Below are 13,590 nucleotides of genomic sequence, written 5' to 3'. Positions count from 1 at the left end.
CATGCGTCATATTTCGTTTTATAGCCTCTGTGCAGGGATAATATATAGCTTATTTTTTGCCAGTTCAGTAAGTGCTGCAAGCTTCGACTGTAAGAAAGCAGAAGGAAAACTGGATCGTACAATATGCAAGAATCCTGAGCTTTCCTCTCTGGATGAAGAAATGAGCGCATTGTATTTTAGTATAAAAAACGATCCTATCATTCCTCCTGAAGACCTCAAGATAAGGCAGAGAGCATTCCTTTCAAAAAGAAATAATTGCATGCGCGAAAAGCATTTAGCGACATGCCTGGATAATCGTTATCAAGAGATTATTAATGAATATCACCAAATACCAAAAAGCATAGATATAGACACTTTCCAGTTTAGTATGAATATCAAGAAAACTTACATACGGTTTGATATTGCGCATCCTGAATGGCCATATCTGGCTGAAGTTTATATGAAAGCAACCGGGTGTTCAGACGGGGCGTGGTGTGAGTCAAATGGATATCTGGCCGTTAAAGACACCATGACTGAGTTAATCACACAGGTTATTTATTTACCTCACGCCTATTTCTTTACCGAGTACAGTGATAACAAAGTAAGAATTTCCTACAATAAGCAAACAAATGGTTTATTATCCATATTTGACAACACCCAAGAAAACGAAGTTAACATTATCATCCCGTGCTCATCGTCCAGAGACAACACCAAAGAGAATAACTTTAAATATACTAACAACAAGCTTTACTTTCTGATTGATAAAAGTAGCTGCGCAAGAGCAATGGATCGATTAGGCAGGAAAATAAAATGAAAAAAAATAAATTAATACTATTATCTTTACTGGCATTTTCAAGCGCACCACAGGCCATTGTTTGCCCTGCGGCGCAAAGTGATGTGGAAAAGAAAATATGTTCTTCTGAACCTCTCATGCAACTGGATGCGGCATTAACCAAATGGTTTTATCAGGTAGAAAAATCACAGATTAATCCTGAACAACTTCATGAGGATGAAAAGAATTGGTTGCAGCAACGCGATCGGTGTACCGATGAATCATGCCTCATTGCTTCATACAAGTTTCGCCTCTCGCAACTGAGAGAAAGTGAGCGCTACAGCGATGCCAGAACCGTCGCCAGCACTCTGGATCAGGTTAGAACGACTCAGGTCATGCCATATGTCTCTGAAGAAAATCCAGTTTCATTCAGTAGTTCTGAATACTCTCTTCAAGCGGAAGATTGGGTCTATAAACCGTTCTATACCAATAAAGAGCGTATAAAAGTACGCGATATACTGAAAGAAACCATCCCACATTCAACGAATGAAACCCGAATAGAAAAAATTGTAGGGAGCATTATCGAAAATAAAACGACTTATCTCTATATTCTTCATTACAATGGTATTCATTACTACGACAAGGCATTGAGAAAAAACAAATACAATAACACATCACAGTTAATTCAAGTTTCAGAGCAAGGCGACATCAGAATCGTTGACAATAGCAGCGATGAGAACATCCCTAAAGATCAGAATATTAACTATCGGTTAAATAGCTTTGAAATCGATGATGTAGGGGATATTTATTTCATTAATAATGACAATGCACATCCAACATTAAAAAAATGGTCAGCCCGCCAACAAAAACTTGAAACGCTTTCCGAGGATGAACTTTCTCAACATAGAAAAAAACACCCCGATAACGGAACATGGTCATGGACAGGTAAATGTGGCGATGTCGAGTGTAAAAGTCGAGGTGGGTTAGATAACTCTGCACATTATGCCTTGCATTACCCTGAAACCGCCAGAAAGAAACCTTCTGATAATTATACTGGTTATGATGCTTATTTCGCAGATAGTCTATTTTATGTTAACGATAATGGCGAAGTTAACACGATATTAAAAGAGAATGATGATAACAGGAATACCTGGCATTTATTTTGGGAACCGACATGCGCTCACAAAAACGCATGTTATTTTATCAACCACCATGGTATGGCTGGCATTTGGCAAGTTAATCAACAAGCCAAAACGTTAACACACACTACACCGCTAAGCAGAATAGATGAGATAAAAGCTATTCACCACGGCAATAAAGACTATATATTCATGTTATTTGGCTCATTAAATGACATATATGTCACAACAGCAGCAAATACCAATAAAAGTGAATAAAGATATTTTGTTATCCTGTAAAACCACCTTACACCAAGGTGGTTTTTAGCATCATGAGGCATCGGCAGAGTTCGCGCTGATATCTGAACTCTGCCGTTTCGTTACAGCTATCTTGCCCCTAGCGCCAAATAGTTGCCCGCAGATTCATCGACGCGGAATTGTTCAACAGTACGTGACAGCTCTTGCGCCTGCTCGTTTAACGATCTTGCCGCAGCCAATGCTTCTTCAACCAGTGCCGCATTCTGTTCGGTACTCTGATCCATCTGCGATATCGCGAGATTGACCTGTTCGATACCGGAACGCTGCTCTGCACTCGCCACGCTGATCTCGCCCATCATGGACGTGACGCGGTGCACGCTTTCAACCACTTCACTCATCGTATCGCCAGCCTGCTTCACGAAATCCGTGCCCTCACCCACCTTGGCAACGGAATCATCAATCAGGCCTTTAATTTCCCGAGCGGCGGATGCTGAGCGCTGCGCCAGCGTGCGGACTTCACTCGCGACTACGGCGAAGCCACGGCCTTGTTCACCGGCACGTGCTGCTTCTACCGCCGCATTCAGCGCCAGAATGTTGGTCTGGAAAGCGATGCTGTCGATAACGCCGATGATATCCACAATTTTACGCGAAGACAGGCTGATGGAATCCATCGTCACGACAACCCGGCTGACAACGTCACCACCGCGCACCGCCACGTCCGACGCCGATACCGCGAGTTCATTCGCATAGCGTGCATTGTCCGCATTCTGTTTCACCGTCGCGGTCAGCTGTTCCATTGCCGCAGCCGTCTGCTCTAATGCGCTGGCCTGCGACTCGGTACGAGCAGACAAATCGCCGTTACCTGATGCGATCTGCGTTGAAGCGGTAGCAATCGAGTTAGTACTGCTGCGAACCTGATTAACCAAATGAGACAGGTTGTCGCGCATCGCACGGATAGCGTAAAGAATGCTGGTTTGATCGCCCTGCTTTGTTTCAACATCGACGCGTAAATTACCTTCCGCGATTTCGCGTACAACATCCACGGCATACTGCGGCTCACCGCCAAGCTGGCGCATCAGCGTACGCAACATGTTCCACGCAAACGCGGAAATGATTAACAGCAGAACCAACCCTAAGGACAACAGGATCAGCGCATTACGCCAGAATGTTTGCTGGATATCGTCAATGTAATCACCGTAGCCAATCGTCCAATCCCAAGGTTCGAATTTCATGACGGCATAAAGTTTCTCAACCTTATTCTGCTGCCCCGGACGCGTCCCTTCTGCAATCACGGTGCCGATCGTATTGCCCTGAAGCGAAGCGCGGTAGCGTTCCCCTGCTTCTTTACCACCATTGGCGTCGATGATGCCGATACGTTTAGGGTTAGGATGAACGTAGTTCACATCATTCGTATAACCGCGCACAAAGAAATAGCGATCGCCCTGATGGAAACTGCCAATCGTCCGTTTAGCCTCTTTTTCCGCTTCCTCGTGCGACAGCTGACCGCTTTTTTCAAGGTCATATGCCTTTTGTGCCGCCGAGTGAGCCAGTTGAACTAATGTAGAAAGCTGGCCGATGCGTTCGCTCATCATCGTGTTATAGAGCGTATTCAGCGCCACCGCAGATAAAATTAACATCCCTAACAAGGTCGTACCGCATAGCAGTGCAATTCTGGTTCGTAATTTCACTATATATTTCTCTCTAACCGCTTTTCAGAAAATTCCGAACAAAAAATTACACTACATTGCCGTTCTGAACCATACCATCCAGGGAGTAATGATAGATTTTTTAACAAAAAATAATGAAAAATTACCCTATTCGCTCAATATAAAGACGATATCGAACAGTAAAGACTAAAAATCATGATAAAAATGATCGAAATCGAAATTAATAGGTAAATAACGTTACAGAAATGACAACACCAGGTCATTATCCGAAACCTGATAGGTTTGTTGGTCGTGTATGTCTATTACGTGCGTCGATGACGTTCGTGAGTCGTGTCTGTCGATGGCTCTACATCGATGAACAGAGAGAAGAAGAATCAGGGTATTTGGCCCCTAAAAAACAAAAGCCTCCGCAAAAGCGGAGGCGTTCCCTCTAATGACAAGGCGCGCTAAGCGGTAACAGCCCTGTCTTCCATGGCTTTTCGCCAGCCTCCCAACCAGTAAGACCGGGCATTAATTGATTGATAAGGACAAAATTCCTTTGGTCTACCGACAATACCTGCTTGATAACCACGTGAATGAGCCCGTTCCAGGCGATCGCGTTTCTGTCTCTTCATGCCTTATTTCCCTCATTATTTATCTGGTGGAAAGAAAACAATGATTACTTTATAAGCAACCACAGACTATCAATACCGATTCTGTCGCCAAAGGTCAAGGCGCAAAATTCACGCCAGTGTCATATTTGTGATCCAAAATAAGAATTTTCCCCACTCAATAACGAAAAACCGTAACTAATTGAAAATAATAAAAAACCTCTAAAAACGTAATGCAATCACAGCATTACATCTTTAGAGGCCTGATTTTTTAGAAACGTCATTGTTCCAAATTATGATCGGACGATACCGAGCACCTGTAACGATCATTGCCAAGTAACAGCTAGTTTAGCGTCGCTGCCTGCTGGGCAATCGACTGAGAAACCTGCTGCCAGCCTTGCTCCAACGTTCTGACCAGCGCGTCATAGCCGTCTTCCGTTTGTGGCAGCACTACGCTAAAGGGGCGCTTAACCACTTTTCCCTGATAGGTCAGCATCCACTCTCCGCGTACGATAACGTTGCCATCATAGCGGCCATGAAACCCCGTAACAGAGACGTTCAACACCGCCTGATCGCTTCCCTGCGGCTGTGTGGTCACGATCCAACCGGGCAGTTTATGCCCCAGGTTCGTCACCAGAGCCTGCTGTAATTGCTGATCCAGGGGGCTGGCCCACAGGTTGTTGTTGGCAATGACATACTGCACATCGTTAGTCTGGTAGACCAAACCTGCATTGACGAGGTAGTCCGCCACGCTGACATGTTCAACCCAAAGCGGATGCCCCTGAGTCACCACGGCCTGCGTCGCGTTGGTCTCTGCTATTGTCGGTAGCTGATAATACGTCTTCTGCGTATTGCTACTGCTGCACGCGCTCAATACCAACGCCAAAGCCAGTGTCCATGCTTTCATCATTATTTTGCCCTCTTCGGTTGAGGATCCTGACTACCCGGGGCCTCAAACACTAACGCGTTGCTTTTCTCGTTCAGGGTGCGCAGCACAGGCTGTAGCTCCCGCAACACCTGATCCAAGCGCTGCATATCCGCCACCATCTTGTTATACGCCGGTGAACCGGGTTGGAAGCCTTTCATACTGCGGTTCAGTTCAAGCAGCGTTTTTTGCATGTCTTCCGGCAGATCCTGCATCGCTTTGCTGGACGTCAGCTTGTTTAGCGTCGCCAGCGTTTTTTGCATTTCACGCAGCGTGGCCTGACTTTCCGTCAGCGTCTTCGTCGCTTCATTGACCATCGGATTCAGCGGCAGGTTGTTCACCTTATCTAACACCGCCATCAGCTTCTGCTGAATCTGCGACAGTCCGCCATCAATGGTCGGCAGGACCGGGTAGCCATCCATAACGAACAGCTTTTTATCCACCTTCTCTTTTGGATAAAAGTCGAGATCGATATAGAGCGCTCCCGTCAGAAGGTTAGCCGATTTCATCGACGCGCGTAGCCCCATCGATTGTGCCTGCTTCAGGTGCTGTTCAAAGTCGAACGAGCCGCCAATCTTCTTCTCGAAACGATCGGGCTCAATACGAATCAGTACCGGAATGCGATAATCATCATCCAGTTCCTGCTTCATATTGCGCGGGAAAAACGGCGCTTCGGCAACCGTGCCCAGGCGAATACCGCGGAATTCAACCGGCGCCCCCGCCTGTAAACCACGGATCGACTCACTGAAGAACAGCAGATACTCTTTATATTCAGTGTATAGCGAGTCCTGAATGCTGCGCTGACTATCAAAGAGTCGATACTGCGCCATCGTCTGGGCCGCATCTCCCAGCTCCCACCCAGCAGGCACGTCAAAGCTGACACCACCGCTAAACAGCGTGGTCAGCGAACCCATTTCGACACGCATTCCCTGGGCCGACATATCAAACGCAACGCCGCTGTCTTTCCAGAAACGAACATTGGTCGTAACCAGACCGTCATACGGCGCAGAGATAAATAGCTGATAGCGCATCTTGCGCGCTTTCGGATCGAACTCGCTGGTTTCCACCGATCCCACCCGATAACCACGGAACAGAACCGGATCGCCCGCATTCAGTTGCCCGGATTGTTCACTGTCCAGTATTACCCTGATGCCTTTCGCATCCGGCGAGGCCAGCGGCGGCGCATCCAGCAAGGTAAACTCGCGTTTCTCATCCTTATTGGCTCCGGGCTGGAGCTCAATATAAGCGCCGGATAGCAGCGTCCCAAGGCCGGAAACCCCTTCCCGACCAATTTGTGGTTTCACCACCCAGAAAGCGGAGTCCTGCTTTAGCAGTTTCTCCATGCCATCATGCAAACGCGCTTTGATTTCCACTTGATGAAGGTCGTCGCTCAGTACCACGCTCTCTACCACCCCAACGTCTACGCTACGACTTTTGATGGCGGTTTTTCCCGCTTCAATACCCTCGGCGTTGCTGGTCATCAGCGTGATTTGTGGCCCTTGATGACTGAAATGGTAAAACAGTATCCAGGCGCCGATTAGCACCGTGACAATCGGCACAATCCAGACCGGCGACCAGCGTTTAATCGTTTCTACATCCGCAACGGCATGATTATCTTTCGCCAACGGCAGGCTCCTTATGAAGAACATCATTGCGACGATCCCACAACAAACGGGGATCAAACATCATCGCGGCAAACATGGTCAAAATCACCACGGCCGCGAACAGCACCGCCCCAACGGCGGGATAAATACTCATCAGGCGACCGATGCGCACCATCGCAGACAGGACGGCAATCACGAACACATCAATCATCGACCAGCGTCCAACAAACTCAACCATCTCATAGATGACATGCATCCGCTCGCTGTCTTCCGTTTTTTTGGTTTTGCCGTTGGCCTGCCAACAAAGCCAGCCTAAGGCCAGCATTTTTAGCGATGGCACCATGACGCTGGCGACAAAAATCACCATCGCAACAGGGTAAGATCCCATTCCCCACAGCAGGATGACACCCGACATAATTGTCGATCCCATGCGATCGCCGAAAGCTTCGGTCACCATAATCGGCATCAGATTCGAGGGGATATACAGCATCACAGAGGTGATCAGCAGGGCCAATGTCCATTGCAGGCTATGCTTCTTACGAGCATGTCCACGTGAGTGGCAGCGTGGGCATACTAACTGCTTGGCTGGCAGAATAGCGGTGCAACATGAACACGAGCGCAGCCCTTGCGATAGCCCACTTTCCCCCAAGAGCGGGGGCGCAGGCAAGGCCGGAGGCGGCACGATGTCATTCCATAGCCAGCGACGGTCGAGACTTTGGAAAGCCAGCAGTTGCAATACACAGAACAGGACAAAAGGCATAAAACTGGTGCCGATACCGATGTCGCCATAGGCCATCAGTTTGACAAAGCTAACCAGCACACCAGCCAGAAAAATCTCCGCCATTCCCCAGCTTTTGAGATGGAACAGCATCTTACCCATGCTTTTTTTCAACGCCAGCGGCAGCGAGGCGTGCAGGCAAAGCAGAATGAGGGTCAGCATACTTACGGCCGGAACTAACTGAACAAAAAGCATAAACAGCGTCGCGACGCTGGCATAGTTTTCTGCCACCATCACTTTGGGAATTTGTATCAGGGTAATTTCGCTGGTGATTCCCGCCACGCGCATAGAAACGAAGGGGAAGAGGTTTGCCAGCAATAGCATGAATAGCGCGCTCACCGCGTAGCCAACCGGCCGTTTGCGCGGTTCCGTCTGTCGGCTGGTTAGTGCAGTTTTACAACGCGGGCAGGTCGCCTTCTGACCATGCAAGAGTTCGGGCAGCTCCACCAGCAGGTCGCACTGCGGGCAAAGTATATAGTCATCATGATGATGATCGTGTTGAAGATTACAGTCATGCCGATCGTGATGGGAACACATACGTCCTCTCCTTCAAAACTCGTCAGCTTATGACTGAAAACCCCATCAATACGGTACGTTACGCCCGTCTTGATAGGGTCATACAATCACGTGGATTAGCCGTTTTTCTGTGCTTCCAACTCTTCCCAACGTTCGAAGCAGGTTTCCAGCGCACTTTCCGCTTCCGCCAGAGCGTTTAAGACCTGCTGTGTCTCTTCACGTGGGCGGCTAAAGAAACCGGCGTCATTCATCTGCGTCTGCAACGACGCAATGTCTTGCTCCAGTTGCTCAAGGCGCTGTGGCAACTGCTCTAATTCGCGCTGCTGGTTATAACTTAATTTTCCCGTGCTTCGTTTAGCGGACGGTGCGGTACTCGCTGCCGTCGTGGTTGTAGCTGCCGCTGGCGCAGTCGTCGTTCTCAGTGGCGTTGCCGTGGCACGCTGCTGCTGTGCATCGTAATACCCACCGACGAAGCGAGAGATCTTGCCTTCACCTTCAAAAATCCAGCATTCGGTCACCGAATTATCGACAAACTGACGATCGTGGCTGACCAGCAGAACAGTTCCCTGATAGCTTTCGATCAACTCTTCCAGCAGTTCCAGCGTTTCCACATCCAGATCGTTGGTCGGTTCATCAAGAATCAACAGGTTGCTGGGCTTGAGGAACAAACGCGCCAGCAGCAGGCGGTTACGTTCCCCGCCCGACAGCGCTTTTACCGGCGTCATGGCGCGTTTCGGATGGAACAGGAAGTCCTGCAAATAGCCCAGTACATGACGTGAGCGGCCGTTGACCATCACCTCTTGCTTGCCTTCTGCCAGGTTGTCCATCACCGTACGTTCTGGATCGAGTTCGGCGCGGTGCTGATCGAAATAGGCCACTTCCAGCTTCGTACCACAGTGCACGCGTCCGCTGATCGGTTCCAGATCGCCCAGCATCAATTTTAGCAGCGTGGTTTTACCACAGCCATTCGGCCCTACCAATGCAATCTTATCGCCGCGCTGTACCTGAGCAGAGAAATTACGCGTCAGGACTTTCTTTCCACCCTGAGCGCCCTGATCGACATGATAGTTCACGTCTTCCAGTTCAAACACAATCTTGCCGGAGCGGGCGGCCTCTTCAACCTGCATTTTCGCCGAACCCATCACTTCGCGGCGCTGTGCGCGTTCCTGACGCATAGCCTTCAGCGCACGCACACGGCCTTCGTTACGGGTACGACGGGCTTTGATGCCCTGACGGATCCACACTTCTTCCTGCGCCAATTTGCGATCGAATTCCGCATTTTGCAGATCCTCCACCCGAAGCGCTTCTTCTTTTCCTTCCAGATATTTATCGTAGTTACCCGGCCAGGAAACCAGCTTGCCGCGATCGAGATCGACAATGCGGGTCGCCATATTGCGAATAAACGAACGGTCATGGGAGATGAAGATAATGCTGCCCTGGAACGTTTTCAGGAAGGTTTCCAGCCAGTCAATCGTCTCGATATCCAGATGGTTAGTCGGTTCATCTAACAGCAACACACGCGGCGAACTCACCAGCGCTCTGCCGAGCGCGGCTTTACGCAGCCAGCCGCCGGAGAGTGACGCCAGCGGCGCATCAGCGGACAGACCAAGCTGTTCCAGCACTTCGTGAATGCGACTTTCCAGTTGCCACAGGCCCTGATGCTCCAGAACGTCCTGCAACTTAGCCAGTTGATTCAGGTTCTTTTCGCTCGGGTCGCTTTCTACCAAACGCAGCATGGCGTGATAATTTTTCAGGTAATCCGCCTGTGCGGCGACGCCTTCGGCGACAAAATCAAAGACGCTGCCAGCGACATCACGTGGAGGATCCTGTTGTAAACGCGCGACAATCAGATCCTGTTCATAGGTAATGCGGCCATCATCCAGCGGAATCTCTTTGGCCAGAATTTTCAGCAGGGTTGATTTGCCCGCACCGTTGCGTCCAACCAGACAAACGCGCTCATTCTCTTCGATATGAAGTTCGGTGTTATCCAACAGCGGTGCATCGCTGAACGACAGCCACGCACCTGAAACACTGATTAAAGACATCGGTTACTTTTCCTCACCGGCATGCGTCAGCAGCCAGCAGTTATGAATCTGACGATTACGGGCAAAATCCTGCGATTGGGTCTGCGCGGTAATTTCTTTGGCATTCAGCCCCAGCGCGGCCAGGCCAGCGCTATCCATCTGGAAGCCGCGTTTATTGTTTGAGAACATGATGGTGCCGCCACGACGCAGCAGACGTTTGAGATCTTTCATCAACGCCAGATGATCGCGCTGAACATCAAACGACTCTTCCATCCGTTTTGAGTTAGAGAAGGTCGGCGGATCAATGAAGATCACATCGAACTGTTCATTGGCGTTATGTAACCATGACAGGCAATCCGCCTGAATCAGGCGATGCTGACGTCCGGTCAGGCCATTCACCCGCAGGTTTTTCTCCGCCCATTCCAGATAGGTACGTGACATATCGACGGTGGTCGTTGAACGTGCGCCGCCCAATCCGGCGTGTACGCTCGCCGTGCCGGTGTAGGCAAACAGATTGAGAAAATCTTTGCCACGGCTCATCTCACCCAGCATTTTACGGGCGATACGGTGATCGAGGAACAAACCGGTATCGAGGTAATCGGTCAGGTTGACCCACAGCTTGGCGCCAAACTCTTCCATCAGCAGGAAGTCACCTTTCTGCGCCAGCTTCTCATACTGGTTTTTGCCTTTCTGACGTTCACGCGTTTTCAGAACCAGACGGTTCGACGGCAATTCCAGCACGCTCAGCGTCGCGTTAATGACATCAAACAGGCGCTGACGGGCTTTTTGCGCATCAACGGTTTTCGGTGGCGCATACTCTTGTACGACAACCCAACTGCCGTAGCGGTCGACCGCCACATTATATTCAGGCAGATCGGCATCATAGATGCGATAGCATTCAATCCCCTGCTGACCCGCCCATTTCTCCAGCTTACGCAGGTTCTTACGCAGGCGGTTGGCAAAGTCTTCCGCGATTTGCCCTGCGGATTCACTCTGCGTTTCTGCCAGTTGATAATTTTTCTGTACGCAGTCCAACGGGCCGTTTTTCGCCTTGAATTGGCGTTCAGCACGCAGTTGCAGACAGCTCAGCAGCTCCGGCGATGCGCTGAACAGCGAGAGTTGCCAGCCGCCAAAATCGCTTTTCATCTTACGACCCAGCATATTATGCAGGGCAATCAGTGCGGGTTCACTTTCCAGACGCTCACCGTAAGGCGGATTACTGATGACCGTACCTTTAGGGCCTTCCGGCAACGGGTTCTGGAGCTGTGCCGCATCTTTTACACCGAAAGAAATCAGTTCAGCCACGCCTGCACGACGTGCATTGGCCTTAGCGATATCAATCACCCGGCGGTCATTATCCGATCCGAAGAAGCGTGAGCTCGTTGCCTGCAAGCCTTGACGGGCGCGCACTTGTGCTTCCGCAGTCACCTCGCGCCAGAGTTCGGCGTCGTGTTTTAACCAGGCGTTAAATCCCCAGTGCGTACGGTGTAAACCGGGTGCACGATCGGCAGCCATCATCGCTGCTTCGATCAGCAACGTCCCGGAACCACACATCGGGTCGACCAGCGGCGTGCCGTTTTGCCAGCCGGAACGTAACACAATCGCCGCAGCCAGATTTTCTTTCAGCGGTGCCAGCCCCGCCAGATCGCGGTAACCGCGCTGGTGCAAGCCCTCACCGCTTAAATCCAGCGACACGCTGGCCGTATCGCGCTGCAAAAAGACATTAATGCGAATATCCGGCTGCTGTTTTGCCACATCCGGTCGCTGCCCGGTTTTACGCGTAAAGCTATCCACAATCGCATCTTTGACTTTTAACGCGCCGTACTGGCTGTTGCGGATATCTTCATTAGTACCGGTAAAATGCACGGCAAAGGTTTTATCGATGCTGAAGATCGTTGACCAGTCAATCGCCTGCACGCCCAGATATAAATCCAGATCGCTGTGTACCTTGAATTCATTCAGCGGCAGCAGAATGCGCGATGCCAGACGGCTCCACAGCAGGCTCTGGTACAGCAGGCGATTGTCACCCTCAAAATGGACACCGCCCTGCACCACCGCACAGGACTGCGCACCCAATGATTCGAGTTCGCTTTTTAATAACTCTTCCAATCCCCGCGCCGTACTGGCAAACAAAGCATTCATGTCGTCACTATCACCAAAAAATAGATTCATAAAAGAAATTGAGGCGCATTATAGCTAATCCGAGACGCTTGTCATAAAGTTGCCGTTTTACTTTGGCAAGGAACAGGTCAGTGATTGGCGTAACGCGGCTTTATATTCATCCGGTAAAATCGATGCGGGGGCTACAGCTGTCCCACGCGATGGCGTCTGTCAGCGGTTTGGCGAACGATCGTGCCTTCATGATTACCGAACTTGATGGAACATTTATTACCGCTCGTCAGTATCCACAAATGGTGTTGTTTACGCCGGCGCTGCTGCCGGATGGGCTGTTTATTGCCGCACCGGATGGCCAAACCGCCACCATTCGTTTTGCCGATTTCACCGCAGCCCCGCAGCCGACAGAAGTCTGGGGCACACACTTTACGGCACTTGTCGCCCCCGACGCCATCAATGCCTGGCTGAGCCACTATTTTCAGCGCGCCGTCCAGCTTCGCTGGGTGGGCAATGAACCATCCCGGCGGGTTAAGCATTATCCAGAAGTTCCCCTGGCATTTGCCGACGGCTATCCGTTTTTGTTAATCAATGACGCGTCATTTCAGGCACTGCGTCAGCGCTGCTCCGCCGGCATTAAAGTCGAACAGTTTCGTCCCAATCTGGTGGTGACGGGTGCGGACGCTTTTGCCGAAGACAGTTGGAAGACCATTCGGATTGGCGAGGTTATTTTTGACGTCGTCAAACCCTGTAGCCGCTGCATTTTCACCACCGTCAGCATTGAACGCGGTCGTAAGCACCCATCAGGAGAACCGCTGGCAACGTTGCAATCGTTCCGCACTGCCGAAAACGGCGACGTTGATTTTGGGCAAAATCTGGTCGCCAGAAATACGGGCATTATTCGCGTAGGCGATACGCTGGAAGTCCTGGCAACCAAGCCGCCGCGCCCTTACGGTTCTGGTCAGGTGGTCGAGAGCCTTGTCGTTCCCGAGAAAAGCGAACAGGCTGTCACCCTTCACTATCAGGGAAAAGCGTTACAAGGGAACAATCAGCAGATTTTACTGGAGCAGCTAGAGCAACAGGGCGTTCGAGTCCCCTATTCTTGTCGGGCTGGATTGTGCGGGTGCTGTAAATTGACGCTAGTCAGCGGAGAAGTTTCTGCACTGAAACAAAGTGCTATCAAAGGAAACGGAGAAATTCTTACCTGCAGCTGTATTCCGCAGAGTGACCTTCATTTGCAGTAGCTA

Annotated in this window: 10 protein-coding genes; 3 read left to right on the top strand and 7 right to left on the bottom strand. The window is 50.2% G+C overall.

Going from position 1 to position 13,590, the window contains the following annotated elements; translation table 11 throughout:
• Position 1 precedes the first annotated feature (1 nt).
• Together R9X49_RS05590 and R9X49_RS05585 are read left to right on the top strand one after the other, a co-directional pair.
• Positions 2–793, top strand: coding sequence for a hypothetical protein (locus R9X49_RS05590; RefSeq protein ID WP_319847515.1), 792 nt, complete (start codon positions 2–4; stop codon positions 791–793).
• Positions 790–2,148 carry a hypothetical protein gene (locus R9X49_RS05585; RefSeq protein ID WP_319847514.1) on the top strand — a complete coding sequence of 453 codons (1,359 nt, stop codon included), beginning with the start codon at positions 790–792 and terminating at the stop codon, positions 2,146–2,148. The genes R9X49_RS05590 and R9X49_RS05585 overlap by 4 nt, the downstream gene beginning before the upstream one ends.
• Positions 2,149–2,255: 107 nt before the next feature.
• Here R9X49_RS05585 and R9X49_RS05580 read toward each other — a convergent pair whose 3' ends face one another.
• The 7 genes from R9X49_RS05580 to rlmKL form a co-directional block, all read right to left on the bottom strand.
• Positions 2,256–3,815, bottom strand: coding sequence for a methyl-accepting chemotaxis protein (locus R9X49_RS05580; protein ID WP_319847513.1), 1,560 nt, complete (start codon positions 3,813–3,815; stop codon positions 2,256–2,258).
• A 425-nt stretch (positions 3,816–4,240) separates the two neighbouring features.
• Positions 4,241–4,408, bottom strand: coding sequence for a ribosome modulation factor (rmf, locus tag R9X49_RS05575; RefSeq protein WP_010276992.1), 168 nt, complete (start codon positions 4,406–4,408; stop codon positions 4,241–4,243).
• 319 nt (positions 4,409–4,727) lie between these two features.
• A complete protein-coding gene (pqiC, locus tag R9X49_RS05570; RefSeq protein ID WP_319847512.1) occupies positions 4,728–5,294 on the bottom strand; it encodes a membrane integrity-associated transporter subunit PqiC in 567 nt (188 codons plus the stop codon).
• The gene (gene pqiB / locus R9X49_RS05565) at positions 5,294–6,961 is read right to left on the bottom strand and encodes an intermembrane transport protein PqiB (RefSeq protein ID WP_413775874.1); all 1,668 of its coding nucleotides are present in this window, start codon (positions 6,959–6,961) and stop codon (positions 5,294–5,296) included. Before pqiB ends, pqiC begins: the two co-directional genes overlap by 1 nt.
• Entirely contained in the window at positions 6,921–8,228 is a 1,308-nt protein-coding gene (gene pqiA, locus R9X49_RS05560) for a membrane integrity-associated transporter subunit PqiA (protein WP_319847510.1), read from the bottom strand. The genes pqiB and pqiA overlap by 41 nt, the downstream gene beginning before the upstream one ends.
• A 95-nt stretch (positions 8,229–8,323) precedes the next feature.
• Complete coding sequence (locus R9X49_RS05555) at positions 8,324–10,252, bottom strand: ABC transporter ATP-binding protein (RefSeq protein ID WP_319847509.1); 1,929 nt, start codon at positions 10,250–10,252, stop codon at positions 8,324–8,326.
• Positions 10,253–10,255: 3 nt separating this feature from the next.
• Entirely contained in the window at positions 10,256–12,373 is a 2,118-nt protein-coding gene (gene rlmKL, locus R9X49_RS05550; RefSeq protein ID WP_319847508.1) for a bifunctional 23S rRNA (guanine(2069)-N(7))-methyltransferase RlmK/23S rRNA (guanine(2445)-N(2))-methyltransferase RlmL, read from the bottom strand.
• 110 nt (positions 12,374–12,483) lie between these two features.
• On the opposite strand from rlmKL, the gene R9X49_RS05545 reads away from it, so the two are divergent.
• Complete coding sequence (locus tag R9X49_RS05545; protein WP_319847507.1) at positions 12,484–13,587, top strand: YcbX family protein; 1,104 nt, start codon at positions 12,484–12,486, stop codon at positions 13,585–13,587.
• The last annotated feature ends 3 nt before the right edge of the window (positions 13,588–13,590 follow it).

The organism is Pectobacterium carotovorum, assembly GCF_033898505.1.
GTDB lineage: Bacteria > Pseudomonadota > Gammaproteobacteria > Enterobacterales > Enterobacteriaceae > Pectobacterium > Pectobacterium carotovorum_J.
The sequence above is the reverse complement of the archived record's forward strand: the minus strand, read 5'-3'. Positions and strand labels throughout refer to the sequence as shown.